This is a genomic window from Enterobacter cloacae complex sp. 385G4, assembly GCF_057320665.1.
This window is the reverse complement of the sequence record NZ_JBXWDD010000002.1, coordinates 120,724-147,378: the sequence shown is the minus strand read 5'-3', so window position 1 is coordinate 147,378 and position 26,655 is coordinate 120,724. Positions and strand designations below refer to the sequence as shown.

23 protein-coding genes and 7 tRNA genes are annotated in these 26,655 nt (G+C 55.8%); 28 read left to right on the top strand and 2 right to left on the bottom strand.

The features are described from left to right. Positions 1-198 precede the first annotated feature (198 nt). From asnB to AC2FAJ_RS08575, 8 genes are all read left to right on the top strand, one after another. A complete protein-coding gene (gene asnB, locus AC2FAJ_RS08610) occupies positions 199-1,863 on the top strand; it encodes an asparagine synthase B (RefSeq protein WP_041910781.1) in 1,665 nt (554 codons plus the stop codon). 227 nt (positions 1,864-2,090) lie between these two features. Next, positions 2,091-2,167, top strand: a tRNA-Met gene (locus AC2FAJ_RS08605). A 7-nt stretch (positions 2,168-2,174) separates the two neighbouring features. After that, a tRNA-Leu gene (locus AC2FAJ_RS08600) sits at positions 2,175-2,259 on the top strand. A 23-nt stretch (positions 2,260-2,282) separates the two neighbouring features. Beyond that, a tRNA-Gln gene (locus AC2FAJ_RS08595) sits at positions 2,283-2,357 on the top strand. Positions 2,358-2,389: 32 nt separating this feature from the next. Next, a tRNA-Gln gene (locus AC2FAJ_RS08590) sits at positions 2,390-2,464 on the top strand. Between the two features lie 17 nt (positions 2,465-2,481). After that, a tRNA-Met gene (locus AC2FAJ_RS08585) sits at positions 2,482-2,558 on the top strand. Positions 2,559-2,597: 39 nt separating this feature from the next. After that, positions 2,598-2,672, top strand: a tRNA-Gln gene (locus AC2FAJ_RS08580). Between the two features lie 35 nt (positions 2,673-2,707). Beyond that, positions 2,708-2,782 (top strand) — tRNA-Gln (locus AC2FAJ_RS08575). Between the two features lie 107 nt (positions 2,783-2,889). Here AC2FAJ_RS08575 and ubiF read toward each other — a convergent pair. Further along, on the bottom strand, positions 2,890-4,065 hold the full coding sequence (gene ubiF, locus AC2FAJ_RS08570) for a 3-demethoxyubiquinol 3-hydroxylase (RefSeq protein WP_045630863.1): 1,176 nt from the start codon (positions 4,063-4,065) through the stop codon (positions 2,890-2,892). Between the two features lie 135 nt (positions 4,066-4,200). Here ubiF and miaB point away from each other — a divergent pair, with 135 nt between their 5' ends. The 10 genes from miaB to rihA all read left to right on the top strand — a co-directional run bounded on the left by miaB (position 4,201) and on the right by rihA (position 14,426). After that, positions 4,201-5,625 carry a tRNA (N6-isopentenyl adenosine(37)-C2)-methylthiotransferase MiaB gene (miaB, locus tag AC2FAJ_RS08565; RefSeq protein WP_028012350.1) on the top strand — a complete coding sequence of 475 codons (1,425 nt, stop codon included), beginning with the start codon at positions 4,201-4,203 and terminating at the stop codon, positions 5,623-5,625. Between the two features lie 163 nt (positions 5,626-5,788). Further along, positions 5,789-6,835, top strand: coding sequence for a PhoH family protein (locus tag AC2FAJ_RS08560; protein WP_028012349.1), 1,047 nt, complete (start codon positions 5,789-5,791; stop codon positions 6,833-6,835). Next, positions 6,832-7,299, top strand: coding sequence for an rRNA maturation RNase YbeY (ybeY, locus tag AC2FAJ_RS08555; protein WP_095452923.1), 468 nt, complete (start codon positions 6,832-6,834; stop codon positions 7,297-7,299). Before AC2FAJ_RS08560 ends, ybeY begins: the two co-directional genes overlap by 4 nt. An 84-nt stretch (positions 7,300-7,383) precedes the next feature. Further along, a complete protein-coding gene (corC, locus tag AC2FAJ_RS08550) occupies positions 7,384-8,262 on the top strand; it encodes a CNNM family magnesium/cobalt transport protein CorC (RefSeq protein ID WP_021242574.1) in 879 nt (292 codons plus the stop codon). Between the two features lie 5 nt (positions 8,263-8,267). Then, a complete protein-coding gene (gene lnt / locus AC2FAJ_RS08545; protein ID WP_045630864.1) occupies positions 8,268-9,806 on the top strand; it encodes an apolipoprotein N-acyltransferase in 1,539 nt (512 codons plus the stop codon). 355 nt (positions 9,807-10,161) lie between these two features. Next, a complete protein-coding gene (locus AC2FAJ_RS08540) occupies positions 10,162-11,067 on the top strand; it encodes an amino acid ABC transporter substrate-binding protein (RefSeq protein ID WP_014831086.1) in 906 nt (301 codons plus the stop codon). Positions 11,068-11,224: 157 nt separating this feature from the next. After that, complete coding sequence (locus AC2FAJ_RS08535) at positions 11,225-11,965, top strand: amino acid ABC transporter permease (RefSeq protein WP_028012347.1); 741 nt, start codon at positions 11,225-11,227, stop codon at positions 11,963-11,965. Continuing rightward, positions 11,965-12,639, top strand: coding sequence for a glutamate/aspartate ABC transporter permease GltK (gene gltK, locus AC2FAJ_RS08530; RefSeq protein ID WP_028012346.1), 675 nt, complete (start codon positions 11,965-11,967; stop codon positions 12,637-12,639). The genes AC2FAJ_RS08535 and gltK overlap by 1 nt, the downstream gene beginning before the upstream one ends. Then, entirely contained in the window at positions 12,639-13,364 is a 726-nt protein-coding gene (locus AC2FAJ_RS08525) for an amino acid ABC transporter ATP-binding protein (RefSeq protein ID WP_014883001.1), read from the top strand. The genes gltK and AC2FAJ_RS08525 overlap by 1 nt, the downstream gene beginning before the upstream one ends. 120 nt (positions 13,365-13,484) lie before the next feature. Next, the gene (rihA, locus tag AC2FAJ_RS08520; protein WP_060573625.1) at positions 13,485-14,426 is read left to right on the top strand and encodes a pyrimidine-specific ribonucleoside hydrolase RihA; all 942 of its coding nucleotides are present in this window, start codon (positions 13,485-13,487) and stop codon (positions 14,424-14,426) included. A 54-nt stretch (positions 14,427-14,480) separates the two neighbouring features. On the opposite strand, the gene AC2FAJ_RS08515 is transcribed toward rihA, so the two are convergent. Continuing rightward, the gene (locus AC2FAJ_RS08515; protein WP_047363754.1) at positions 14,481-14,963 is read right to left on the bottom strand and encodes a zinc ribbon-containing protein; all 483 of its coding nucleotides are present in this window, start codon (positions 14,961-14,963) and stop codon (positions 14,481-14,483) included. A 216-nt stretch (positions 14,964-15,179) separates the two neighbouring features. On the opposite strand from AC2FAJ_RS08515, the gene leuS reads away from it, so the two are divergent. The 10 genes from leuS (at position 15,180) to dacA (ending at position 26,614) form a co-directional block, all read left to right on the top strand. Next, positions 15,180-17,762: a leucine--tRNA ligase gene (gene leuS, locus AC2FAJ_RS08510; RefSeq protein WP_060573627.1), complete on the top strand. Its 2,583-nt coding sequence runs from the start codon at positions 15,180-15,182 to the stop codon at positions 17,760-17,762. A 14-nt stretch (positions 17,763-17,776) separates the two neighbouring features. Then, a complete protein-coding gene (gene lptE / locus AC2FAJ_RS08505) occupies positions 17,777-18,346 on the top strand; it encodes an LPS assembly lipoprotein LptE (protein WP_045630867.1) in 570 nt (189 codons plus the stop codon). Continuing rightward, on the top strand, positions 18,346-19,377 hold the full coding sequence (gene holA / locus AC2FAJ_RS08500; RefSeq protein ID WP_060573629.1) for a DNA polymerase III subunit delta: 1,032 nt from the start codon (positions 18,346-18,348) through the stop codon (positions 19,375-19,377). The genes lptE and holA overlap by 1 nt, the downstream gene beginning before the upstream one ends. After that, positions 19,370-20,035, top strand: a complete 666-nt coding sequence (gene nadD, locus AC2FAJ_RS08495; protein WP_028012339.1) for a nicotinate-nucleotide adenylyltransferase — start codon at positions 19,370-19,372, stop codon at positions 20,033-20,035. Before holA ends, nadD begins: the two co-directional genes overlap by 8 nt. Positions 20,036-20,303: 268 nt before the next feature. Then, positions 20,304-20,621 carry a ribosome silencing factor gene (gene rsfS / locus AC2FAJ_RS08490; RefSeq protein ID WP_003858696.1) on the top strand — a complete coding sequence of 106 codons (318 nt, stop codon included), beginning with the start codon at positions 20,304-20,306 and terminating at the stop codon, positions 20,619-20,621. 3 nt (positions 20,622-20,624) lie between these two features. Beyond that, a complete protein-coding gene (rlmH, locus tag AC2FAJ_RS08485) occupies positions 20,625-21,092 on the top strand; it encodes a 23S rRNA (pseudouridine(1915)-N(3))-methyltransferase RlmH (protein ID WP_003858701.1) in 468 nt (155 codons plus the stop codon). A gap of 28 nt (positions 21,093-21,120) precedes the next feature. Further along, positions 21,121-23,022, top strand: coding sequence for a peptidoglycan DD-transpeptidase MrdA (gene mrdA, locus AC2FAJ_RS08480; RefSeq protein WP_028012338.1), 1,902 nt, complete (start codon positions 21,121-21,123; stop codon positions 23,020-23,022). Between the two features lie 2 nt (positions 23,023-23,024). Then, positions 23,025-24,137: a peptidoglycan glycosyltransferase MrdB gene (mrdB, locus tag AC2FAJ_RS08475; protein WP_013097590.1), complete on the top strand. Its 1,113-nt coding sequence runs from the start codon at positions 23,025-23,027 to the stop codon at positions 24,135-24,137. A 16-nt stretch (positions 24,138-24,153) separates the two neighbouring features. Further along, positions 24,154-25,263 (top strand): endolytic peptidoglycan transglycosylase RlpA, encoded by a 1,110-nt coding sequence (gene rlpA, locus AC2FAJ_RS08470; RefSeq protein WP_041910800.1) that lies wholly within the window; start codon positions 24,154-24,156, stop codon positions 25,261-25,263. A 139-nt stretch (positions 25,264-25,402) separates the two neighbouring features. Continuing rightward, positions 25,403-26,614, top strand: a complete 1,212-nt coding sequence (gene dacA, locus AC2FAJ_RS08465) for a D-alanyl-D-alanine carboxypeptidase DacA (protein WP_028012336.1) — start codon at positions 25,403-25,405, stop codon at positions 26,612-26,614. Positions 26,615-26,655: the final 41 nt, after the last annotated feature.

Sequence of the window (26,655 nt, the reverse complement as noted above, 5' to 3'; positions counted from 1 at the left end):
AACACCATCTAAAAAAAAACCCTTTTCATTGCATAATCATCAATAAAAGGATGTTTGACGTACTCTTTTTTCACTATTCAGCAATCACTATTGCACTTTTTCCGTTTTGGCCCGTAAAACCCTTGCGCCCCTCCCCCCTTTTGCGGCATTTTCATAAGCAAGCAACATCACAATGCAACAGGGTTAACGGAGAAGGTTATGTGTTCAATTTTTGGCGTACTGGATATTAAAACTGACGCGGGCGAACTGCGTAAAAAAGCACTCGAATTGTCCCGCCTGATGCGCCATCGCGGCCCGGACTGGTCAGGCGTTTACGCCAGCGACAAAGCGATTCTGGCTCACGAACGCCTGTCTATTGTTGACGTCAACGCCGGTGCACAGCCGCTGTATAACGAGAAAAAAACGCACGCGCTGGCTGTCAACGGTGAAATTTATAACCATCAGGCGCTGCGCGCCGAGTACGGCGACCGCTACGCCTTCCAGACCGGCTCTGACTGTGAAGTGATCCTGGCGCTGTATCAGGAGAAAGGTCCCGAGTTTCTCGACGACCTGCAGGGCATGTTTGCCTTCGCGCTGTACGACAGCGAAAAAGACGCTTACCTGATTGGCCGTGACCATATCGGTATTATCCCGCTGTACATGGGTCACGATGAACACGGCAACTTCTATGTCGCGTCCGAAATGAAAGCCCTGGTACCGGTCTGCCGCACCATCAAAGAGTTCCCGGCGGGCAGCTATCTGTGGAGTAAAGACGGTGAAATCCGTTCGTACTACCAGCGCGACTGGTTTGACTATGACGCGGTGAAAGACAACGTGACGGATAAAGCCGAGCTGCGTCAGGCGCTGGAAGATTCCGTGAAAAGCCACCTGATGTCAGACGTGCCTTACGGCGTACTGCTCTCCGGCGGTCTGGACTCCTCCGTGATCTCCGCGATCACCAAGAAATTCGCGGCTCGTCGCGTGGAAGATCAGGAGCGCTCCGAGGCCTGGTGGCCGCAGCTGCACTCCTTTGCCGTGGGCCTGGAAGGGGCACCGGATCTGAAAGCCGCGCAGGAAGTGGCAAACCACCTCGGCACCGTGCACCATGAAATTCACTTCACCGTGCAGGAAGGTCTGGATGCGATCCGCGATGTGATCTATCACATTGAAACCTATGACGTGACCACCATTCGCGCCTCCACGCCGATGTACCTGATGTCGCGTAAGATCAAGGCGATGGGCATCAAGATGGTGCTCTCCGGCGAAGGTTCTGACGAAGTGTTTGGCGGCTACCTGTACTTCCATAAAGCGCCAAACGCCAAAGAGCTGCATGAAGAGACCGTGCGTAAGCTGCAGGCGCTGCATATGTTCGACTGTGCCCGTGCCAACAAAGCGATGTCGGCCTGGGGCGTGGAAGCGCGCGTGCCGTTCCTGGATAAGAAATTCCTCGACGTGGCGATGCGCATCAACCCGCAGGATAAAATGTGCGGCAACGGCAAAATGGAAAAACATATCCTGCGTGAATGTTTTGAATCTTACCTGCCGGCGAGCGTGGCATGGCGTCAGAAAGAGCAGTTCTCTGATGGCGTTGGCTACAGCTGGATCGACACCCTGAAAGAGGTGGCGGCGAAGCAGATTTCTGACCAGCAACTGGAAACCGCAAGCTTCCGCTTCCCGTACAACACGCCGGGCTCGAAAGAAGCGTACCTCTACCGTGAGATCTTTGAAGAACTGTTCCCGGTGCCGAGCGCTGCCGAGTGTGTTCCTGGCGGTCCGTCAGTGGCCTGTTCATCCGCGAAAGCCATTGAATGGGATGAATCTTTCAAGGCGATGAACGATCCATCGGGGCGTGCGGTAGGCGTTCACCAGTCCGCCTACAAATAATCACAACGATTTCAAACAGGCTCCTAAGGGGCCTGTTTTTTTTGCCTCACATTTCACCACCAAAAATCGATTAATAACCAATAATTGCCGAATATTCGGTCACGCTGTTCGCAACCTAACCAAACAGTCACATTCCGGCTATTTTCGTTGAAAAAGGTGTTGACGCTGCAAGGGTCTATACGCATAATGCGCCCCGCAACGCCGATAAGGTAACGCGAAAAAAAGATGGCTACGTAGCTCAGTTGGTTAGAGCACATCACTCATAATGATGGGGTCACAGGTTCGAATCCCGTCGTAGCCACCATCTTTTTGCGGGAGTGGCGAAATTGGTAGACGCACCAGATTTAGGTTCTGGCGCCGCAAGGTGTGCGAGTTCAAGTCTCGCCTCCCGCACCATTCCCGGGTAAGCGTTGCACGGATGGGGTATCGCCAAGCGGTAAGGCACCGGTTTTTGATACCGGCATTCCCTGGTTCGAATCCAGGTACCCCAGCCATATTTCTTCGATTTTGCGGTTCTCCGCGGTATTGGGGTATCGCCAAGCGGTAAGGCACCGGTTTTTGATACCGGCATTCCCTGGTTCGAATCCAGGTACCCCAGCCATCGAAGACTGCAGTACTGGCTACGTAGCTCAGTTGGTTAGAGCACATCACTCATAATGATGGGGTCACAGGTTCGAATCCCGTCGTAGCCACCAAATTAAGATTATCGATTTGTTTCGGTAATAAAAAATTGTTGGGGTATCGCCAAGCGGTAAGGCACCGGATTCTGATTCCGGCATTCCGAGGTTCGAATCCTCGTACCCCAGCCAATTTAAAAGTCGTTAAGCAGTCTGTTTAACGCAATTGGGGTGTCGCCAAGCGGTAAGGCTCTGGTTTCTGATACCAGCATTCCGGGGTTCGAATCCCTGCACCCCAGCCACTTAAAACAAACAAGCCCGCTCTGCGGGCTTTTTTGTTTTTGTTGCTCAGAATAGCGCGGCCTGATGCTCTCACCCTACCCCTCTCCCACGGGAGAGGGAATTAAGATTAGAGTCCGAGGGCGTATTTCAGGGCCTGACGCTTCAGCCCACCGGCACGCTCTGCCGCCATTAAGCCAATGTTACGCAGAATGCGCACCGGGGCCAGGTCATTGCTGAAACCGGCATAGAACAGATCCATCCCTGACTGCATGATGAAGTTATCCGCCATACGGCGCGTCTGGTAGCGCTTCAGTACCTGATGGCTGGCCCAGGCTTCCGCGTGAGCGCGTGCGTTGCCCAGCACGTCCACTAACGCATCGACGTCACGGTATCCAAGGTTGACTCCCTGCCCCGCCAGCGGGTGAATGGTGTGTGCCGCATCGCCCACCAGCGCCAGCCCTTCTCGGGCATACTGTAAAGCATGACGGCGCGTGAGCGGGAATGCACCTGCGGTGACTGGCGTCACGTTGCCAAGGCGGCTCGGGAAGTGAAGCAGGATCTCGCGCTGCAACTGCTCCATCGACAGCCCCTGCAGCTGGCGAATGCGCGCCGGTTTGTCGTACCACACCAGCGAAGCCCAGTTATCAAACAGCGGCAAGAATGCATGCGGGCCGTTCGGAGTAAAGTGCTGCCAGGTGCTTTCGCCCGGCGCATTCTCACACTGAACGGTGATTAACATGCAGGATTGCTGATATTGCCAGGCATGAACCCCAATACCCGCCATCTCCCTGACCTGCGAGTTAGCGCCATCGGCCCCGACGACCAGCTTCACGGCCAGTTCATCGCCGCTGTCGAGCGTCAGCAAATAGCCGCTTTCATGAGGATGCAGTGCCTTAAGTGACGCAGGCATACGCAGCGTCACCTTCGGATGTGCCTCCAGCGCCTGCCAGAGCGCCAGCTGGAGCACGTTGTTTTCCACCATATAGCCCAGGCGCGGCAGCTTCAGCTCGGCGGCGTCAAACGACACGTGGGCATTTTCCCACTCCCAGGTTTCAAGGCGGCTGTAAGGGTGCGCGCGCATCGCCTGCACCGCCTCCCAGACGCCCAGGCCGCGCAGCAGATCGACGGACGCCGCGCTGATGGCGGAAATGCGCACGTCCGGTTTGCTGGCGGGATCGAATGCCGGGGGAGCCGCCTGTTCAATAACGGTTACATCAAATCCCTGCTGCGCCAGCCCCAGCGCCAGCGCGCCGCCGACCATACCGCCGCCGACAACGGCAACTTCGGTGTGTTGGAGTGTCATGGTCAATTTTCCTTATTGGAGAATCCCTTAAGTTTACCGGATTTTTGCGGTCCTGAGACACACAACCTTCATACTGGTCACAACCCCACCAAAGCATTACAATACGCGGCTTGCAATCCTGAGCTGAGCAAGTCGATGACTAAAAAACTCCATATAAAAACCTGGGGCTGTCAGATGAACGAATACGATTCATCCAAGATGGCCGATCTGCTGGATACCACCCACGGATACCAGCTGACTGAAAATGCGAAAGAAGCCGATGTGCTGCTGCTGAACACCTGTTCAATTCGTGAAAAAGCACAGGAAAAAGTCTTTCATGTGTTAGGCCGCTGGAAGCTTCTCAAACGGAAAAATCCGGACCTGATCATTGGCGTCGGTGGCTGCGTCGCGTCGCAGGAAGGTAAGCTGATCCGCCAGAGAGCCCCGTATGTGGATATCGTCTTTGGTCCTCAGACCCTGCACCGCCTGCCGGAGATGATCAATCAGGTTCGCGGCAACCGTAGCCCAGTCGTTGACGTCAGCTTCCCGGAGATCGAGAAATTTGACCGTCTGCCAGAGCCGCGCGCCGATGGCCCGACCGCCTTCGTCTCGATCATGGAAGGCTGCAACAAATACTGTACCTACTGCGTGGTGCCTTACACCCGCGGTGAAGAGGTCAGCCGCCCTGCGGACGACATTCTGTTTGAAATTGCGCAGCTTGCCGCGCAGGGCGTTCGCGAAGTGAACCTGCTGGGCCAGAACGTTAACGCCTGGCGCGGCGAGAACTACGACGGCACCACCGGCAGCTTTGCCGAACTGCTGCGCCTGGTAGCCGCGATTGACGGCATTGACCGTATTCGCTTTACCACCAGCCATCCGATGGAGTTTACCGACGACATTATTGACGTCTATCGCGATACGCCAGAGCTGGTGAGCTTCCTGCACCTGCCGATTCAGTGCGGCTCTGACCGCGTGCTGAACCTGATGGGCCGCCCGCATACGGTGCTGGAGTACAAATCCACCATCCGCAAGCTGCGCGAAGCGCGCCCGGATATCCAGATTAGCTCTGACTTTATCGTCGGCTTCCCAGGCGAAACCGCTGATGACTTCGAGCGCACCATGAAGCTCATCGGTGAAGTGAACTTTGACGTCAGCTACAGCTTCATCTTCTCAGCGCGTCCTGGCACGCCTGCGGCCGACATGGTTGACGACGTGCCGGAAGAAGAGAAAAAGCAGCGTCTGTATATTCTTCAGGAACGCATCAACCAGCAGGCCAACGCCTGGAGCCGCCGCATGCTCGGCACCGTCCAGCGCATTCTGGTGGAAGGCACCTCCCGCAAGAGCATCATGGAGCTGTCCGGTCGTACCGAGAACAACCGCGTGGTGAACTTCGAAGGCACCCCGGACATGATCGGTAAATTTGTGGACGTCGAAATTGTCGAAGTGCTGACCAACTCGCTGCGCGCGAAGGTGGTACGCACCGAGGACGAAATGGGCCTGCGTATTGCCGAGTCACCGGAATCCGTTATTTCTCGTACCCGCAAAGAAAACGATTCTGGCGTTGGGATTTACCAGCCTTGATCCTTCAGGCCTGCCTCTTCGGCAGGCCTTGTATTTCCTCTCATCACCCCCAATATCTACCGCAACGCTTGCGCCTTTATTCTGTGGCGTGAATAATTTCGGTAATGACCGTTCTATTGCGCCGTATGGCAGCGGGTCAGTTAACCATTTAAAGAGGAACAGTTTGAACATAGATACGCGTGAAATTAGCCTTGAGCCCGCAGACAACGCTCGCCTGCTGAGCCTGTGCGGGCCGTTTGATGACAACATCAAACAACTGGAGCGACGTCTGGGTATCGAAATCAATCGTCGCGATAACCATTTCAAACTCACCGGACGCCCTATCTGCGTCAACGCGGCAGCAGATATTCTGCGCAGCCTGTATGTCGATACCGCCCCGATGCGCGGCGAAATTCAGGATATCGAGCCGGAACAGATCCACCTCGCCATTAAAGAGGCGCGCGTGCTTGAGCAGAGCGCGGAAAGCGTGCCGGACTACGGCAAGGCAATCAATATCAAGACCAAGCGTGGCGTCATCAAGCCGCGTACGCCTAACCAGGCACAGTACATCGCCAACATTCTTGACCATGACATCACCTTCGGCGTGGGTCCGGCGGGGACGGGTAAAACCTATCTGGCGGTTGCCGCTGCGGTGGATGCGCTGGAGCGTCAGGAGATCCGTCGTATCCTGCTGACCCGCCCCGCCGTTGAAGCGGGTGAAAAACTCGGCTTCCTGCCGGGCGATTTGAGTCAGAAAGTGGACCCTTACCTGCGCCCGCTGTACGACGCGCTGTTCGAGATGCTCGGCTTCGAGAAAGTGGAGAAGCTGATCGAACGTAACGTGATCGAAGTGGCCCCGCTCGCCTACATGCGCGGCCGTACGCTCAACGATGCGTTCATCATTCTCGATGAGAGCCAGAACACCACCATCGAACAGATGAAAATGTTCCTGACGCGTATCGGCTTCAACTCGAAAGCGGTGATCACCGGTGACGTTACCCAGATCGACCTGCCGCGCAGCACTAAATCAGGCCTGCGCCACGCCATTGAGGTGCTGTCAGAGGTAGACGAAATTAGCTTTAACTTCTTCCACAGTGAAGACGTCGTTCGCCACCCGGTGGTCGCGCGCATCGTTAACGCCTATGAAGCCTGGGAAGAGGCGGATCAAAAACGCAGGGCCGAACAGGCCGCTGAACGTAAGCGCGAAGCGCAGGAGCAAGAACAGAAATGAGTCAGGTGATCCTCGATTTACAGCTGGCATGTGAAGACAATTCCGGCATGCCAGAAGAGGCACAGTTTCAGAAATGGCTGGATGCGGTAATCCCCCAGTTTCAGGAAGAATCGGAAGTCACAATTCGCCTGGTGGATGAAGCGGAAAGCCATGAGCTTAACCTGACCTACCGAGGGAAAGATAAGCCAACCAACGTGCTCTCTTTCCCGTTCGAAGCGCCGCCGGGTATTGAGATACCGCTGCTGGGCGATCTGATCATCTGCCGTCAGGTGGTTGAGCAGGAAGCCAAAGAGCAGCAGAAACCGCTGGAAGCTCACTGGGCGCATATGGTGGTACATGGCAGCCTGCACCTGCTGGGCTACGACCACATTGAAGATGACGAAGCGGAAGAGATGGAGTCCCTTGAGACAGAGATAATGCTTGCTCTGGGCTATGAGGATCCGTACATTGCCGAGAAAGAATAGTCAGTTACTGACTACCATGCCGCCGCGCAGGGACATAGCGCGGCGGTTAACATTGAACTAACAAGAGAACCCTTAACAAACGCCATGAGCGACGACAATTCACACAGTAGCGACACGACAACCAGTAAAAAGGGATTTTTCTCCCTCATTCTGAACCAGCTTTTCCACGGCGAGCCGAAAAACCGTGATGAACTGCTGGAGCTGATTCGTGATTCCGGGCAGAACGACCTTATCGACGAAGATACGCGCGAAATGCTCGAAGGGGTCATGGACATTGCCGACCAGCGCGTCCGCGACATCATGATCCCCCGCTCGCAGATGATCACCCTGAAACGTAACCAGACGCTGGACGAGTGCCTCGATGTGATCATCGAATCCGCCCACTCGCGTTTCCCGGTCATCAGCGAAGATAAAGATCACATCGAAGGGATTTTGATGGCCAAAGATCTGCTGCCGTTTATGCGCAGCGATGCCGAAGCCTTCAGCATGGAAAAAGTGTTACGCCAGGCCGTGGTCGTGCCGGAAAGTAAACGTGTGGATCGGATGCTGAAAGAGTTTCGCTCTCAGCGTTACCACATGGCGATTGTTATTGATGAATTCGGCGGTGTCTCAGGTCTTGTCACGATCGAAGATATTCTTGAGCTGATCGTGGGCGAAATCGAAGACGAGTACGACGAAGAAGAAGATATCGACTTCCGTCAGCTTAGCCGCCACACCTGGACCGTGCGCGCGCTGGCCTCGATTGAAGATTTCAACGACGCCTTCGGTACCCACTTCAGCGATGAAGAGGTCGATACCATTGGCGGGCTGGTGATGCAGGCCTTTGGCCATCTTCCGGCGCGCGGTGAGACCGTTGACATCGACGGTTACCAGTTCAAAGTGGCAATGGCCGACAGCCGACGTATTATACAGGTTCACGTCAGAACGCCGGACGATTCACCGGTGCCAAAACTGGAAGATTAATGTAAATGGCATTTGCCCCATTGCTTGAACGCCAGCGCGTCCGTTTGCTGCTGGCGCTGTTACTCGGAGCCAGCGGTACGCTGGCTTTTTCTCCTTACGATATCTGGCCCGCGGCCATTCTCTCCCTGATGGGGCTTCAGGGGTTAACCCTGAATCGTCGTCCGGTACAGGCCGCTGCGATCGGCTACTTCTGGGGGCTGGGGCTATTTGGCTCCGGCATTAACTGGGTCTACGTCAGCATCGCACAGTTTGGCGGGATGCCGGGGCCGGTTAACGTCTTCCTGGTCGTCCTGCTAGCCGCCTATCTCTCGCTCTATACCGGTCTGTTCGCCGGAATTCTCTCTCGCCTGTGGCCTAAAACCACCTGGCTGCGTGTCGCCATTGCCGCGCCAGTGGTCTGGCAGATTACCGAGTTCCTGCGCGGCTGGGTGCTGACCGGCTTCCCGTGGCTGCAGTTCGGCTACAGCCAGATTGACGGCCCGCTGAAAGGTCTGGCACCGGTAATGGGCGTTGAAGCCATTAACTTCCTGCTGATGGTGGTGAGCGGCCTGCTGGTACTGGCGCTGGTCACGCGCGGCTGGAAGCCGCTGGCTGTGGCCCTGGTGCTGTTCGCCCTGCCCTTCCCGCTGCGCTATATCCAGTGGTTCACGCCCGAGCCCGAGCGCGCCATGCAGGTGTCCATGGTGCAGGGGAATATCCCACAGTCCATGAAGTGGGACGAAAAAGAGCTGCTGAACACGCTGAAGATCTACGCCAACGCCACCGAAGAGGTGATGGGCAAATCACAGCTGATTATCTGGCCAGAATCCGCTATTCCCGATCTGGAAATTAACCAGCAGCCGTTCCTCAACATGATGAACGATCTGCTGGTGGCGCGCGGCAGCACCCTGATTACCGGCATTGTTGATGCGCGCCTGAATCAGCAGAACCGCTACGACACCTACAACACCATTATTACGCTCGGCAAAGACAGCGAATATAGCTACCACTCCACCGACCGGTACAACAAGAACCACCTCGTGCCGTTCGGTGAATTTGTGCCGCTGGAGTCTATTTTGCGTCCGCTGGCACCGTTCTTTGACCTGCCGATGTCCTCCTTCAGCCGCGGTCCGTACGTTCAGCCCCAGCTCCACGCGCACGGTCTGGCCCTGACGGCCGCCATCTGCTACGAAATCATCCTCGGCGAGCAGGTGCGCGATAACTTCCGCCCGGACACCGACTATCTGCTGACCATCTCCAACGATGCGTGGTTCGGTAAATCGATTGGCCCGTGGCAGCACTTCCAGATGGCGCGCATGCGTTCTCTGGAGCTGGCGCGTCCGCTGCTGCGTAGCACCAATAACGGCATCACCGCCGTGATTGGCCCGCAGGGCGAAATCCAGGCCATGATCCCACAGTTCACCCGTGAAGTGCTGACAACCAAAGTCACGCCAACCACGGGCCTGACGCCATACGCCCGCACCGGCAACTGGCCGCTGTGGATCCTGACCGCGCTGTTCGGCTTTGGCGCCGTGCTGATGAGCCTGCGTCAGCGTCATAAATAATCTTGCCTTCTGATGCCGGGTGGCGGCTGCGCCTTACCCGGCAATTTCCTCCCAATCTTCAATTCTGGCACGCCTGTTGCTTTATATATTCACGTAAACGCTGTCTGGCTTAACGTGCAACCTTGTCGCACCAGTGTAGATCGTCGCTAGCACCGAAACGGTGCAACGGGAGATTATTGCCTCTGAATGGTGCGGCGCGCTTCGCAAAAATAAACAATAACGCAGCAAAATCTTTACATTAAGCCAGACTAAATGTTAACAAGCTTGCATAACACTGCACTCGCATTGCGCGAGATATAACAACATCACAATGGGTATCTATGCGTCACTGGCGCTGATAAGAAAGGAGTTGGGTATGCAATTACGTAAACTGGCCACAGCAATGCTGGTTATGGGAATGTCCGCAGGCGTGGTTCACGCTGAAGACGCTCCGGCAGCAGGCAGCACTCTCGACAAGATTGCCAAAAACGGCGTCATCGTGGTCGGCCACCGTGAATCTTCCGTCCCGTTCTCTTACTACGACAACACGCAAAAAGTCGTGGGCTATTCACAGGATTACTCCAACGCTATCGTTGAAGCTGTGAAGAAAAAGCTGAACAAACCTGACCTACAGGTGAAGCTGATCCCAATCACTTCACAGAACCGTATTCCACTGCTGCAAAACGGCACCTTTGACTTCGAGTGTGGTTCCACCACTAACAACCTCGAGCGTCAAAAACAGGCGGCCTTCTCTGACACCATCTTTGTCGTGGGCACCCGTCTGCTGACCAAGAAGGGCGGCGCAATCAAAGATTTTGCGGACCTGAAAGGCAAGGCGGTCGTTGTGACCTCCGGTACCACTTCTGAAGTCCTGCTACACAAGCTGAACGACGAGAAGAAAATGGATATGCGCATCATCAGCGCGAAAGACCATGGCGACTCCTTCCGTACGCTGGAAAGCGGTCGTGCCGTCGCGTTTATGATGGATGACGCCCTGCTGGCGGGCGAACGTGCGAAGGCGAAGAAACCAGACAACTGGGATATCGTCGGTACCGCGCAGTCCAAAGAAGCCTACGGCTGTATGCTGCGTAAAGACGATCCGCAGTTCAAAAAGCTGATCGATGACACTATCGCCCAGGTGCAGACCTCCGGCGAAGCGGAAAAATGGTTCGACAAGTGGTTTAAGAACCCGATTCCACCAAAAAATCTCAATATGAACTTTGAACTGTCTGACGATATGAAAGCGCTGTTCAAATCTCCAAATGACAAGGCTCTTAACTAATTAGAACAACAGGGGCGGGATCTCCTGCCCTCTCGATTGTCGGGAAGCATGGACAGACATATACGCTGAGTGGTCGTTCCCCACTCAGCGCGAAAAAAGAGCTTCTCACCAATCTTCGAGGGTAGCGCTGCTACCCTCTTTTTTTCTGGAGTTTATTATGTCAATAGACTGGAACTGGGGCATTTTCCTGCAACAAGCCCCGTTCGGCAACACCACCTATCTTGGCTGGCTGTGGAGCGGCTTTCAGGTTACCGTGGCATTATCGATAACGGCGTGGATCATCGCGTTTCTTGTCGGTTCGCTGTTCGGTATTCTGCGAACCGTCCCTAACCGTTTTCTTTCAACAATTGGCACACTGTATGTGGAACTGTTCCGTAACGTTCCGCTCATCGTGCAGTTCTTTACCTGGTATCTGGTCATCCCGGAACTGCTGCCGGAAAATATTGGCATGTGGTTCAAGTCGGAGCTGGATCCGAACGTGCAGTTCTTTGTCTCCTCCATGATGTGTCTGGGGCTGTTTACCGCTGCGCGCGTTTGCGAGCAGGTGCGAGCCGCCATTCAGTCATTGCCACGCGGACAAAAAAATGCGGGCCTGGCGATGGGCCTGACCCTGCCACAAACCTACCGCTACGTGCTGCTGCCTAACGCCTACCGCGTTATCGTTCCACCGATGACCTCTGAGATGATGAACCTGGTGAAAAACTCGGCCATCGCCTCAACCATCGGCCTGGTGGATATGGCTGCACAGGCGGGCAAGCTGCTGGATTACTCCGCTCACGCGTGGGAATCCTTCACCGCGATCACGCTCGCGTATGTTCTGATTAACGCTTTCATCATGCTGGTGATGAACCTGGTTGAACGCAAAGTACGCCTGCCGGGCAATCTGGGAGGCAAATAATGTACGAATTTGACTGGAGTTCTATTGTTCCATCCATGCCTTACCTGCTCGATGGCCTGGTGATTACCCTAAAGATCACCGCGATCGCTATCGTCGTGGGTATCGTCTGGGGCACCCTGCTGGCCGTCATGCGCCTGTCGAGCTTTAAGCCGCTCGCCTGGTTTGCGACTGCCTACGTTAACGTCTTCCGCTCCATCCCGCTGGTGATGGTGCTGCTGTGGTTTTACCTGATTGTTCCAGGCTTCTTACAGAATGTGCTGGGACTGTCGCCGAAAACCGACATCCGCCTGATCTCTGCGATGGTGGCGTTCTCGATGTTTGAGGCCGCTTACTATTCAGAGATTATCCGTGCGGGTATCCAGAGTATCTCCCGTGGGCAGTCCAGCGCCGCGCTGGCGCTGGGAATGACGCACTGGCAGTCCATGCAGCTCATCATTCTGCCTCAGGCGTTTCGCGCCATGGTTCCGCTCCTGCTGACCCAGGGTATCGTGCTGTTCCAGGATACCTCTCTGGTTTACGTTCTGAGTCTGGCGGACTTCTTCCGTACCGCGTCGACCATAGGTGAACGTGATGGTACGCAGGTCGAGATGGTGCTCTTCGCGGGTGCGGTCTATTTTGTGATTAGTTTAAGCGCGTCGCTGTTGGTCAGCTGGCTGAAGAAAAGGACGGTATAATGATTTCCCTGAAAAATGTTTCTAAATGGTATGGGCACTTTCAGGTGCTGACCGACTGCTCCACCGAAGTCAAAAAAGGCGATGTGGTGGTGGTGTGCGGGCCGTCCGGTTCCGGTAAGTCTACGCTGATCAAAACGGTTAATGGTCTGGAGCCTGTGCAGCAGGGCGAAATTGTTGTTAACGGCACGAAAGTGAACGACAAGAAAACCAACCTGGCCCAGCTTCGCTCTCACGTCGGCATGGTGTTCCAGCATTTTGAGCTGTTCCCTCATCTGTCCATTATTGAGAACCTGACGCTGGCTCAGGTCAAAGTGCTCAAGCGTGATAAAAAAGCGTCGCGCGAAAAGGGGCTCAAGCTTCTGGAGCGCGTGGGGCTTTCTGCACATGCCGATAAGTTCCCGGCACAGCTTTCCGGCGGCCAGCAGCAGCGTGTGGCGATTGCGCGCGCACTGTGCATGGATCCGGTGGCGATGCTGTTCGATGAGCCCACGTCAGCGCTCGATCCAGAAATGATCAACGAAGTGCTGGACGTGATGGTCGAGCTGGCGCACGAAGGGATGACCATGATGGTGGTGACGCACGAAATGGGCTTCGCCCGTAAAGTGGCCAACCGCGTGATCTTCATGGACGAAGGGAAAATTGTCGAAGACTCACCGAAAGAAGAGTTCTTCGCCAACCCGAAATCCGAACGCGCCAAAGATTTCCTCGCGAAAATTCTGCATTAATCTTCTCGGTGCGCAATCTGCGGATTGCGCACTGCTTCACGCTTTAGATCTCTTTTTCTATTCGGCGTCACATCGCAGCGTTAACCTTGTCACAAAATAATGCTAAGAATGGAGAACGCTATGGCACACCCTATAATTCTCGACTGCGATCCGGGTCATGATGACGCGATCGCGCTCGTCCTCGCGCTTGCCTCCCCTGAACTGGACGTGAAAGCGGTCACCTCGTCCGCCGGAAATCAGACGCCGGACAAAACCCTGCGCAACGTTTTACGAATGCTGACGCTGCTGAAACGCACCGATATTCCTGTCGCAGGCGGCGCCGTTAAGCCGCTGATGCGCGAGCTGATCATTGCCGACAACGTTCACGGTGAAAGTGGGCTGGATGGCCCGGCGCTGCCGGAGCCGGGCTTTGCACCGCAAAACTGCACCGCCGTGGAGCTGATGGCGAAGATACTGCGTGAAAGCGCAGAGCCCGTGACGCTGGTGGCTACCGGCCCGCAGACCAACGTTGCGCTCCTGCTGAACAGCCATCCGGAACTGCGCGGTAAAATCGCCCGTATTGTGATTATGGGTGGGGCTATGGGGCTAGGGAACTGGACGCCTGCGGCCGAATTCAACATCTTTGTTGATCCGGAAGCGGCGGAGATCGTCTTCCAGTCGGGCCTGCCGATTGTGATGGCGGGGCTGGACGTGACGCATCGGGCACAGATTATGGCAGACGATATTGAGCGCTTCCGCGCCGTGGGCAACCCGGTTGCGACAACCGTAGCCGAGCTGCTCGACTTCTTTATGGAGTATCACAAAGCCGAGAAATGGGGCTTTCACGGCGCGCCGCTGCATGACCCGTGCACCATCGCCTGGCTGCTGAAGCCTGAAATGTTTACCACGGTGGACAGATGGGTTGGCGTGGAGACGCAGGGGAAATATACCCAGGGGATGACGGTGGTGGATTACTATTCGCTGACGGGGAATAAACCGAATACGACGCTGATGGTGGATATCGACCGGGAGGCGTTTGTGGATTTGCTGGCGGAAAGACTTGCTTACTATTGTGCGGCCTGACGCCCTCACCCTGGCCCTCTCCCACGGGGAGAGGGAACTAAACTGCGCTTTTACTTATGGCTCAAACGGGCGACGCTGGAACTGATCGTGCCCGCACTTCGGGCACAGCGGCAACACATCCGGCGTATATACCGCAATATGGTGATGGCACTTCTCGCACACCAGATTCCCCAGCCCCACCACTTCACCGCTCTGGTACACGCCGTGATGATTCAAATCCTGGAACACCTCGCGCCACTCCAGCTGGGTTTTATCGGTAATATCCGCCAGCTCCTGCCACAGGCTCTCTTTGATCACCCGCATAAAGACGCTGTCGGCGATCTCATCCTGGTTCTCTTCGTAGCTGCGCGCGAACTCTTCCAGATCGCGGCGTACGGCGCGCGTCACCTCTTCCACTTCGGTTCGCGTTAACTCACCCGTTTGCGTCACCCGTTCACGCGCCTGTTCGACCAGCGCGTCAATATCGCGCTCGCCGTTACGCAGCCGTTCCGTCAGTGTCGCCACCAGTTCGCGGTAAAATTGAGCAACCTTGTTCATCATTTTGCCTCCCGGGTAAGTAACTATTTCTAATAATAGACCTTATTTCGCCGCCGCTTTGTCAGGTGAAGCACAGACCCGGTAAATTCCTGCAAAGTGCAATTGCGCGAAAGGCTGTTTTGACGCGGGCGTTTGGGCTATGCTATGCGGATCTGAATTACCACATCCATTGGCTACATTTTTGTAGCTGTATTGAACACAGGACCACTGGCTGCCATGCAAGAGCAATACCGCCCGGAAGAGATAGAATCAAAAGTCCAGCAACACTGGGACGAGAAGCGCACCTTTGAAGTAACCGAAGACGAGAGCAAAGAGAAGTATTACTGCCTGTCGATGCTTCCCTATCCTTCTGGTCGACTACACATGGGCCACGTGCGTAACTACACCATCGGTGATGTGATCGCCCGTTACCAGCGCATGCTGGGCAAAAACGTTCTGCAGCCAATCGGCTGGGATGCGTTCGGCCTGCCTGCAGAAGGCGCAGCGGTGAAAAACAATACCGCTCCGGCACCGTGGACGTACGACAACATCGCGTACATGAAAAACCAGCTCAAAATGCTGGGCTTCGGCTATGACTGGAGCCGCGAGCTGGCGACCTGTACCCCGGAATACTACCGCTGGGAGCAGAAGTTCTTCACCGAGCTGTACAAAAAAGGCCTGGTGTATAAGAAGACCTCTGCCGTTAACTGGTGCCCGAATGACCAGACCGTTCTGGCGAACGAGCAGGTTATCGACGGCTGCTGCTGGCGCTGCGACACCAAAGTTGAGCGTAAAGAGATCCCGCAGTGGTTTATCAAAATCACCGCTTACGCTGACGAACTGCTGAACGATCTGGATACGCTGGATCACTGGCCTGACACCGTTAAGACCATGCAGCGCAACTGGATCGGCCGTTCTGAAGGCGTGGAAATTACCTTCAACGTTGAGAACTACGACCAGCCCCTGACCGTCTACACCACCCGTCCGGACACCTTCATGGGTGCGACCTATCTGGCCGTGGCCGCAGGTCACCCGCTGGCGCAGAAAGCAGCAGAGAACAACCCGGAACTGGCGACCTTCATCGACGAATGCCGCAACACGAAAGTGGCCGAAGCCGACATGGCGACGATGGAGAAAAAAGGCGTTGCGACGGGCTTCTATGCTAAGCACCCGCTGACGGGCGAAGCGATCCCGGTCTGGGCAGCAAACTTCGTTCTGATGGAGTACGGTACAGGTGCAGTCATGGCCGTTCCGGGTCACGATCAGCGTGACTACGAGTTTGCCACCAAATACAACCTGCCGATTAAAGCCGTTATTCTGGCCGCCGATGGTTCTGAACCTGACCTGTCCGAGCAGGCGTTGACCGAAAAAGGCACCCTGTTCAACTCCGGTGAGTTCAGCGGCCTCAGCTTCGAAGAGGGCTTCAACGCCATCGCCGATAAGCTGGCCTCACTGGGCGTGGGCGAGCGTAAAGTGAACTTCCGTCTGCGCGACTGGGGCGTCTCCCGTCAGCGTTACTGGGGTGCGCCAATTCCAATGGTGACCCTCGAAGACGGCACCGTCATGCCAACGCCTGAAGATCAGCTGCCCGTGATCCTGCCGGAAGACGTGGTTATGGACGGCATCACCAGCCCGATCAAAGCCGATCCTGAGTGGGCCAAAACCACCGTTAACGGCCAGCCTGCGCTGCGTGAAACCGACACCTTCGATACCTTTATGGAGTCCTCCTGGTACTACGCGCGCTACACCTGCCCGCAGTACAAAGAAGGCATGCTGGATTCTGACGCCGCCAACTACTGGCTGCCGGTAGATATCTATATTGGTGGTATCGAACACGCCATCATGCACCTGCTCTACTTCCGCTTTTTCCATAAGCTGATGCGCGATGCCGGCATGGTGAACTCTGACGAGCCTGCTAAACAGCTGCTGTGCCAGGGTATGGTGCTGGCAGACGCCTTCTACTACGTTGGCGCGAACGGAGAGCGTAACTGGGTTTCTCCGGTTGATGCGATCGTTGAGCGCGACGAGAAAGGCCGTATCGTGAAGGCGACAGACGCTGAAGGCCATGAACTGGTTTATACCGGCATGAGCAAGATGTCCAAGTCTAAAAACAACGGCATCGACCCGCAGGTGATGGTTGAGCGTTACGGCGCGGACACCGTACGTCTGTTCATGATGTTTGCTTCTCCGGCTGATATGACCCTTGAGTGGCAGGAATCCGGCGTAGAAGGCGCGAACCGCTTCCTGAAACGCGTCTGGAAGCTGGTGTACGAACATACCGCACAGGGTGATGCTCCGGCACTGAACGCCGCTGCGCTGAGCGAAGATCAGCAGGCGCTGCGTCGTGATGTTCATAAAACGATCGCGAAAGTGACCGATGATATTGGTCGTCGTCAGACCTTCAATACCGCAATTGCGGCTATTATGGAACTGATGAACAAGCTGGCGAAAGCCCCGCAGGACGGCGAGCAGGATCGTGCCATCATGCGTGAAGCGCTGCTGGCCGTGGTTCGCATGCTTAACCCGTTCACGCCACACGTCAGCTTCACCCTGTGGCAGGAGCTGAAAGGCGAAGGCGATATCGACAACGCGCCGTGGCCGGTGGCTGACGAAGCAGCGATGGTGGAAAACACCACGCTGGTGGTGGTCCAGGTCAACGGCAAAGTCCGTGGTAAAATTACCGTGGCGGTCGATGCAACTGAAGATCAGGTTCGCGAGCGCGCGGGCCAGGAACCTCTGGTTGCGAAATATCTTGAGGGCGTTACCTTACGTAAAGCGATCTACGTACCGGGTAAACTGCTCAATCTGGTCGTTGGCTAAGCGCGGGAGGAAACGTGCGACAACTGGCAACAATACTCTTATCTTTGGCGGTGCTTGTCACCGCTGGCTGTGGCTGGCATCTGCGCAACACCACGGCGGTGCCTGCTGAGATGAAAACAATGATCTTTGATTCCGGGGATCCAAACGGACCGCTCAGCCGGGCCATTCGTAATCAGCTGCGCCTGAACGGCGTTGAGCTTATTGAGAAAGGTACGCTGCGCCAGGATGTACCGTCTCTGCGCGTACTGGGAATGACGCTGGGCCAGGATACGGCGTCCATCTTCCAGGACGGCCGCACGGCTGAATATCAGATGGTGCTGTCGGTCAACGCGGCTGTACTGATCCCGGGTAAAGACATCTATCCGATCAGCGCAAAAGTGTATCGTTCGTTCTTTGATAACCCGCAAACCGCGCTGGCAAAAGATGCCGAACAGCAGATTATCATCAACGAAATGTACGACAAGGCGGCGGAACAACTGATCCGCAAACTGCCGGGTATTGCAGCGTCTAACCGAGAAGGCTCTGACATTATTGAAAAACCGGATGCCAGTACGCCTCCTGTTTCTACCTCTCTGGGTAAATGATGATCAGGCTGTATCCTGAACAACTCCGCGCGCAGCTCAATGAAGGGCTGCGCGCGGCGTATCTGCTGCTCGGAAACGACCCGTTACTACTTCAGGAAAGCCTGGATGCCGTGCGGCATGCGGCCGCGGCTCAGGGCTTTGATGAACACCATACCGTTCAGGTGGATAACGCCACCGACTGGAACGCCCTCTTCTCACTCTGTCAGGCGATGAGCCTTTTTGCGTCGCGCCAGACAATCCAGATCCTGCTGCCGGAGAACGGCCCTAACGCTGCCATCAATGAGCAACTCGCCACGCTGGTCAGCCTGTTACATAGCGATCTGCTGTTAATTGTGCGCGGCAGCAAGCTCACCAAAGCGCAGGAAAACGCGGCATGGTTCACCCAGCTTGCGACCCACGCGGTGCTGGTCACCTGCCAGACGCCTGAGCAGGCGCACCTGCCTAAATGGGTCGCCGCGAGAGCGAAGCAGCACAACCTTCAACTGGACGATGCGGCGAACCAACTGCTCTGCTACTGCTATGAAGGCAACCTGCTGGCCCTGGCACAGGCGCTGGACAGGCTCTCCCTGCTCTGGCCGGACGGCAAGCTGACCTTACCGCGCGTTGAGGAGGCCGTTAACGATGCCGCACACTTCACGCCTTTCCACTGGGTGGATGCTCTGTTGTCGGCGAAAAGCAAACGCGCCCTGCATATTCTCCAGCAGCTGCGCCTGGAGGGCAGTGAACCCGTCATCCTGCTGCGCACGCTGCAGCGCGAACTGTTGCTGCTGATAACGCTCAAGCGCCAGTCGGCCCATACGCCGTTACGCTCCCTGTTTGATAAACACCGGGTGTGGCAAAACCGGCGGGCAATGACCACCGAGGCCATCAACCGCCTGAGCCATGAACAGCTGCGCCAGGCGGTGCAGCTTCTGATGCGCGCCGAGCTTACCCTAAAACAAGATTACGGCCAGTCGGTGTGGGCGGAGCTGGAAAGCCTTTCCCTGCTGCTCTGCCACAAGGCACTGGCTGACGTATTTATTGATGGATAGTATGCACTCTTTACAGGCCCTGTATGGCGGCACCTTTGACCCGGTACACTACGGGCATCTGAAGCCGGTAGAAATTCTGGCAAATCTGATCGGCCTGCAGCGCGTTACCATCATGCCCAATAATGTTCCGCCGCACCGCCCCCAGCCTGAAGCAACCAGCGAGCAGCGCAAAGAGATGCTCGCTCTGGCTATCGCGGATAAGCCGCTCTTCAGGCTGGATGAACGGGAATTGCGTCGCGACACCCCCTCATGGACGTCGCAAACGCTGCAGGAGTGGCGGGCCGAGCAAGGGCCTGACCAGCCGCTCGCCTTTATCATCGGTCAGGACTCCCTGCTCAACTTCCCCACGTGGCACAAGTATGAAACCATTTTGGGGAACAGCCACCTGCTCGTCTGCCGCCGTCCGGGCTACCCGCTGACCATGCGCGAAGCGCAATATCAGCAGTGGCTTGAAGACCATCTCACCGATAACGTTGAAGATCTTCACAACCAGCCCGCCGGGAAGATTTATCTTGCGGAGACGCCGTGGTTCGACATCTCTGCGACCGTTATTCGCGAACGTTTACAGCAGGGTTTAGCCTGTGACGATCTGCTGCCTGCCCCGGTGCTGGCGTATATTCATACGCACGGGTTGTATCAGAAAACCGCAGATAAATAGCCGGAGGGCATAAAAAGCAGCATATTGATTATCCTGCCTTGACAGGTTAAGCCATACTGTTATCCTCCGCTGCCAGACTTTCCCGCCGATCGTTGCTTTACAGAAATTGTTTTACAAAAATGGCGATGCAATCTCAGGCGGAGGGTGGGATGATACCCGCCTTCAAAAGCCCGGACGGTGACATTTGTCCCGACAGGGGCGTCAGTTCAGGTATACTGTCTGGCCACGAATTCATAGTTGTACAATCTCATTCACCCAGGGGGAAAACTTGCAGGGTAAAGCACTCCAGGATTTTGTTATCGACAAAATTGATGACCTGAAAGGTCAGGACATCATCGCTATCGACGTTAAGGGTAAATCCAGTATTACCGACTGCATGATTATCTGCACCGGTACCTCTACGCGTCATGTTGTTTCGATTGCCGACCATGTGGTTCAGGAATCGCGCGCAGCAGGACTCTTACCGCTTGGCGTTGAAGGTGAAGCGACCGCTGACTGGGTGGTTGTTGACCTCGGCGATGTGATTGTCCACGTCATGCAGGAAGAGAGCCGTCGCCTGTATGAGCTGGAAAAACTCTGGGGTTAATGCGTGAAGTTGCAGCTGGTCGCCGTCGGCACCAAAATGCCGGACTGGGTACAAACCGGTTTTACTGAATATCTGCGTCGTTTTCCCAAAGACATGCCGTTCGAACTGGTGGAGATCCCCGCCGGGAAGCGCGGTAAGAACGCGGATATCAAACGTATTCTCGACAAAGAGGGTGAACTGATGCTTGCTGCCGCAGGCAAGAACCGCATCGTCACCCTTGATATTCCAGGTAAACCCTGGGATACGCCGCAGCTGGCGCATGAACTGGAGCGCTGGAAGCAGGATGGCCGCGACGTCAGTCTGTTGATTGGCGGACCTGAAGGGTTATCCCCCGCCTGCAAAGCGGCAGCAGAACAAAGTTGGTCTCTCTCTGCGCTGACGCTGCCCCACCCGCTCGTGCGGGTCCTGGTGGCGGAAAGCTTGTATCGCGCGTGGAGCATTACTACCAACCACCCCTATCACCGCGAGTAATGACTGACCAGGGTAGATTAAGCAGCGGATGAAACTACAGAATTCTTTTCGCGACTATACGGCTGAGTCCGCGCTGTTTGTGCGCCGGGCGCTGGTCGCCTTTACGGGGATTTTGCTGCTTACCGGCGTGCTGATCGCCAACCTTTATAATCTGCAAATTGTCCGCTTTACCGATTACCAGACGCGTTCTAACGAAAACCGCATTAAGCTGGTGCCTATCGCACCCAGCCGCGGCATTATCTACGACCGTAACGGCACCCCTCTGGCGTTAAACCGCACCATCTATCAAGTCGAGATGATGCCGGAGAAGGTCGATAACGTGCAGAATACGCTGGAAGCCCTAAGGAGCGTTGTCGATCTTAACGATGATGATATCGCGGCCTTCAAAAAAGAGCGCGCCCGCTCTCACCGTTTCACCTCCATTCCGGTTAAAACTAATCTGACGGAAGTCCAGGTCGCCCGTTTTGCGGTGAACCAGTACCGCTTCCCCGGTGTGGAAGTGAAGGGTTACAAGCGTCGCTACTATCCTTACGGATCCGCGCTGACGCATGTGATTGGCTACGTTTCCAAGATTAACGATAAAGACGTCGAGCGCCTCGATAAAGACGGCAAGCTGGCGAACTACGCCGCGACGCACGATATCGGCAAGCTGGGGATTGAACGCTACTACGAAGATGTCCTGCACGGGCAGACCGGCTATGAAGAAGTTGAGGTTAACAACCGTGGCCGCGTCATCCGCCAGCTTAAGGAAGTGCCGCCTCAGGCGGGGCACGACGTCTATCTGACGCTCGATCTCAAACTGCAGCAGTATATTGAAACCCTGCTGGCGGGTAGCCGCGCCGCCGTGGTGGTCACCGACCCGCGCACCGGCGGCATTCTGGCGATGGTTTCTATGCCAAGCTATGACCCGAACCTCTTTGTTGACGGCATCTCCAGCAAAGACTACTCCGGCCTGCTGAATGACCCTAACACCCCGCTGGTGAACCGCGCCACGCAAGGCGTTTACCCGCCGGCATCAACGGTTAAACCGTACGTGGCGGTCTCGGCGCTGAGCGCGGGCGTCATCAACCGCAATACCAGCCTGTTTGACCCGGGCTGGTGGCAGCTACCGGGCTCTGAAAAACGCTATCGCGACTGGAAGAAATGGGGCCACGGCCATCTGAACGTTACGAAATCTCTGGAAGAATCTGCGGATACCTTCTTCTACCAGGTGGCGTATGACATGGGCATTGACCGCCTGTCTGAGTGGATGAGCAAATTCGGCTACGGACATTACACCGGCGTGGATCTGGCTGAGGAACGGTCAGGCAACATGCCAACCCGCGAGTGGAAACTAAAGCGCTTCAAGAAGCCGTGGTATCAGGGTGATACCATACCGGTGGGTATCGGTCAGGGCTACTGGACGGCCACCCCGCTTCAGATGAACAAAGCGATGATGATCCTCATTAACGACGGCGTGGTGAAAGTTCCGCATCTGCTGCAAAGCACCGTTGAAGATGGCAAAAAAGTGCCGTGGGTGCAGCCCCATGAAGCGCCGGTAGGCGACATCCATTCCGGCTTCTGGGAAATAGCGAAAGACGGTATGTACGGTGTGGCAAACCGTCCAAACGGAACCGCGCACAAGTATTTCGCCGGTACGCCATATAAAGTGGCCGCGAAATCCGGTACGGCGCAGGTCTTTGGCCTGAAAGCCAATGAAACCTATAACGCACACCGCATTGCCGAACGTCTGCGTGACCATAAGCTGATGACGGCGTTTGCCCCTTATGATAACCCGCAGGTGGCGGTGGCAATGATTCTGGAGAACGGCGGCGCTGGCCCGGCGGTAGGGACCATCATGCGCCAGATCCTGGACCACATTATGCTGGGTGATAACAACACCGAACTGCCGGCTGAAAATCCGGCCGCCGCTGCGGCGGAGGACCAATAATCATGACGGATAATCCAAATAAAAAATCGCTGTGGGATAAAATTCACATCGACCCAGCCATGCTGCTGATCCTGCTGGCCCTGCTGGTTTACAGCGCCCTGGTTATCTGGAGCGCCAGCGGCCAGGACATCGGCATGATGGAACGCAAGATCGGCCAGATCGCGATGGGTCTGGTCATTATGGTGGTAATGGCGCAGATCCCGCCGCGCGTCTATGAAGGCTGGGCGCCCTATCTCTACATCTTCTGTATTATTTTGCTGGTGGCGGTAGATGCGTTCGGTGCCATCTCAAAAGGGGCACAGCGCTGGCTGGATCTGGGCGTTGTTCGTTTCCAGCCCTCGGAGATTGCCAAAATCGCAGTCCCGCTGATGGTGGCGCGCTTTATCAACCGCGACGTCTGTCCGCCGTCGCTGAAAAATACCGCTATCGCCCTGGTGCTGATATTCCTGCCGACACTGCTGGTTGCGGCGCAGCCTGACCTCGGCACCTCGATCCTTATCGCCCTCTCCGGCCTGTTTGTCCTGTTCCTGTCGGGCTTAAGCTGGCGTCTGATTGGTATCGCGGTGGTGCTGGTTGCAGCGTTTATCCCTATCCTGTGGTTCTTCCTGATGCATGACTACCAGCGCCAGCGCGTCATGATGCTTCTCGATCCGGAAACCGATCCGCTCGGTGCGGGCTATCATATTATTCAGTCCAAGATTGCGATTGGCTCCGGCGGCCTGCGCGGTAAAGGCTGGCTGCACGGTACCCAGTCGCAGCTGGAGTTTTTACCGGAGCGCCACACCGACTTTATCTTTGCGGTACTGGCGGAAGAGCTGGGACTGGTTGGCATCCTGATCCTGCTGGCGCTCTACGTGCTGCTCATCATGCGAGGTTTGTGGATTGCGGCCCGCGCGCAGACCACCTTCGGCCGCGTCATGGCAGGCGGACTGATGTTGATTTTATTCGTTTATGTCTTCGTAAATATTGGTATGGTGAGTGGTATTCTGCCGGTGGTAGGTGTACCGCTGCCGCTGGTGAGTTACGGAGGCTCGGCACTGATCGTGTTGATGGCCGGGTTTGGTATCGTGATGTCGATCCACACCCACAGAAAAATGTTGTCAAAAAGCGTATAAAAATAAGGGGATCGGAATGCGTAAGCAGTGGCTGGGTATCTGCATTGCGGCAAGTTTACTTGCGGCCTGTACAAGTGATGATGGTCAGCAACAGGCAACCGTCGCGCCGCCGCAGCCTGCGGTGTGTAATGGCCCAATCGTTGAAATTAGCGGTGCCGATCCCGTTTATGAACCGCTGAATGCCAGCGCGAATCAGGATTACGAGCGCGACGGCAAAAGCTACAAAATTGTGCAGGATCCGTCCCGCTTTAGCCAGGCTGGCTTTGCCGCCATTTATGATGCTGAGCCGGGCAGTAACCTGACGGCATCGGGTGAAACATTTGACCCAATGCAGCTGACTGCGGCGCACCCCACGCTACCTATCCCTAGCTACGCCCGTATCACCAACCTGGCGAACGGCCGTATGATCGTCGTGCGTATTAACGACCGCGGCCCGTACGGTAATGACCGGGTGATTTCCCTGTCCCGCGCGTCTGCCGATCGCCTGAATACCTCGAACAACACCAAAGTTCGCATTGACCCAATTATCGTGGCGCAGGATGGTTCGCTCTCCGGACCGGGAACCGCGTGTACCACGGTGGCGAAACAGACCTATGCCCTCCCCGACCGCCCAAATCTGGACGGCGGCATGGGAAGCGTCTCCTCGCCGGCAGAGCCTTCTCAGCCGGCGGGAGAAATACGCCCAATCAGCAATGACACGCTGCAAAGCGATGATGCCACTGGCGCACCGGTAAAAAGCAGCGGCTTCCTTGGCGCACCAACGAACTTAGCCTCGGGCGTGCTGGAGGGCAGTGAGCCAACGCCAGCCCCTGTTGCCGCCCCCGTCGTGCAGCAGCCTGCCCCGGTAACGGCTCCGGTCACGACCCAGAGCGCAGCCGTTGCCGCTCCCGCAGCAGCCAGCGGCGGCTTTGTCGTCCAGGTGGGCGCAGTGAGCGATCGGGCCCGTGCCCAGCAGTATCAGCAGCGTCTGAGCCAGCAGTTTGGCGTGCCAGGACGCGTTGAGCAAAACGGCGCGGTCTGGCGTATTCAGATGGGGCCGTTTGCCAGCAAGTCGCAGGCGGCATCCCTGCAGCAGCGTTTGCAGAGCGAGGCACAGCTGCAGTCCTTTATCGCTGTTACGAAGTAATTAACCGGCGGTATCAGAAATGTCAGTTTGTGTAAAACACATTCACAAACTCATGCTTAAAGTCGGATGCCTGCCTGAATAGCATTTGCTATAGTAAGGCACTTTTTTTAATTCCATCACGGATGTCGTAGTTCTGACCATGAAGACCACTTTTTCTGCTCGTTTTGTGCAGCGCATGGCGCTGACCACGGCCCTTTGCGCGGCTGCACTCTCTGCAGCTCATGCTGATGACCTGAATATCAAGACCATGATCCCTGGCGTTCCGCAAATCGACGCGGAATCCTACATCCTGATCGATTACAACTCTGGCAAAGTGCTGGCAGAACAGAATGCCGATGCCCGCCGTGACCCGGCCAGCCTGACCAAAATGATGACCAGCTACGTCATCGGCCAGGCAATGAAAGCCGGTAAGTTCAAAGAGACGGATCTGGTCACCATCGGCAACGATGCGTGGGCTACCGGGAACCCTGTTTTCAAAGGTTCCTCGCTGATGTTCCTGAAACCGGGAATGCAGGTTCCGGTTTCTCAGTTAATTCGTGGCATTAACCTGCAGTCCGGTAACGATGCCTGCGTGGCCATGGCCGATTTCGCCGCCGGTAGTCAGGATGCGTTCGTGGGCCTGATGAACAGCTACGTAAATGCCCTGGGTCTGAAGAACAGCCATTTCCAGACCGTACACGGTCTCGATGCAGACGGTCAGTACAGCTCCGCACGTGATATGGCGCTGATTGGTCAGGCGCTGATCCGCGACGTACCTAACGAGTACTCTATCTACAAAGAGAAAGAGTTCACCTTCAACGGCATTCGTCAGACCAACCGTAACGGCCTGCTGTGGGATAACAGCCTGAACGTTGACGGCATCAAAACCGGCCACACCGACAAAGCCGGTTACAACCTGGTGGCCTCTGCCACTGAAGGCCAGATGCGCCTGATCTCTGCCGTGATGGGCGGTCGCACCTTTAAAGGTCGCGAAACCGAGAGTAAGAAGCTGCTGACCTGGGGCTTCCGTTTCTTCGAAACCGTGAACCCGCTGAAAGCAGGCAAAGAATTTGCTTCTGAACCCGTCTGGTTCGGCGATAACGATCGTGCTTCTCTGGGCGTGGATAAAGACCTCTACCTGACCATTCCACGCGGTCGTATGAAGGATCTGAAAGCAAGCTATGTGCTCAACACCACCGAACTGCATGCCCCGCTGCATAAAAACCAGGTGGTGGGTACCATCAACTTCCAGCTGGACGGTAAAACGATCGACCAGCGTCCACTCGTGGTATTGGAAGAAATTCCTGAAGGCAATTTCTTCGGCAAAATCATTGATTACATTAAACTGATGTTCCATCACTGGTTTGGCTAAAAATCGAACACTTGAAAGTGTGATTTTGATCCCCATATACT

What these genes read in the sequence shown, in the direction of transcription:
- asnB (WP_041910781.1), top strand. Translation starts at nt 199, where the DNA reads ATGTGTTCAATTTTTGGCGTACTGGATATTAAAACTGACGCGGGCGAA.
- ubiF (WP_045630863.1), bottom strand. Translation starts at nt 4,065, where the DNA reads ATGACACTCCAACACACCGAAGTTGCCGTTGTCGGCGGCGGTATGGTC.
- miaB (WP_028012350.1), top strand. Translation starts at nt 4,201, where the DNA reads ATGACTAAAAAACTCCATATAAAAACCTGGGGCTGTCAGATGAACGAA.
- ybeY (WP_095452923.1), top strand. Translation starts at nt 6,832, where the DNA reads ATGAGTCAGGTGATCCTCGATTTACAGCTGGCATGTGAAGACAATTCC.
- corC (WP_021242574.1), top strand. Translation starts at nt 7,384, where the DNA reads ATGAGCGACGACAATTCACACAGTAGCGACACGACAACCAGTAAAAAG.
- lnt (WP_045630864.1), top strand. Translation starts at nt 8,268, where the DNA reads ATGGCATTTGCCCCATTGCTTGAACGCCAGCGCGTCCGTTTGCTGCTG.
- AC2FAJ_RS08540 (WP_014831086.1), top strand. Translation starts at nt 10,162, where the DNA reads ATGCAATTACGTAAACTGGCCACAGCAATGCTGGTTATGGGAATGTCC.
- AC2FAJ_RS08535 (WP_028012347.1), top strand. Translation starts at nt 11,225, where the DNA reads ATGTCAATAGACTGGAACTGGGGCATTTTCCTGCAACAAGCCCCGTTC.
- gltK (WP_028012346.1), top strand. Translation starts at nt 11,965, where the DNA reads ATGTACGAATTTGACTGGAGTTCTATTGTTCCATCCATGCCTTACCTG.
- AC2FAJ_RS08525 (WP_014883001.1), top strand. Translation starts at nt 12,639, where the DNA reads ATGATTTCCCTGAAAAATGTTTCTAAATGGTATGGGCACTTTCAGGTG.
- rihA (WP_060573625.1), top strand. Translation starts at nt 13,485, where the DNA reads ATGGCACACCCTATAATTCTCGACTGCGATCCGGGTCATGATGACGCG.
- AC2FAJ_RS08515 (WP_047363754.1), bottom strand. Translation starts at nt 14,963, where the DNA reads ATGAACAAGGTTGCTCAATTTTACCGCGAACTGGTGGCGACACTGACG.
- leuS (WP_060573627.1), top strand. Translation starts at nt 15,180, where the DNA reads ATGCAAGAGCAATACCGCCCGGAAGAGATAGAATCAAAAGTCCAGCAA.
- holA (WP_060573629.1), top strand. Translation starts at nt 18,346, where the DNA reads ATGATCAGGCTGTATCCTGAACAACTCCGCGCGCAGCTCAATGAAGGG.
- nadD (WP_028012339.1), top strand. Translation starts at nt 19,370, where the DNA reads ATGGATAGTATGCACTCTTTACAGGCCCTGTATGGCGGCACCTTTGAC.
- mrdA (WP_028012338.1), top strand. Translation starts at nt 21,121, where the DNA reads ATGAAACTACAGAATTCTTTTCGCGACTATACGGCTGAGTCCGCGCTG.
- mrdB (WP_013097590.1), top strand. Translation starts at nt 23,025, where the DNA reads ATGACGGATAATCCAAATAAAAAATCGCTGTGGGATAAAATTCACATC.
- rlpA (WP_041910800.1), top strand. Translation starts at nt 24,154, where the DNA reads ATGCGTAAGCAGTGGCTGGGTATCTGCATTGCGGCAAGTTTACTTGCG.
- dacA (WP_028012336.1), top strand. Translation starts at nt 25,403, where the DNA reads ATGAAGACCACTTTTTCTGCTCGTTTTGTGCAGCGCATGGCGCTGACC.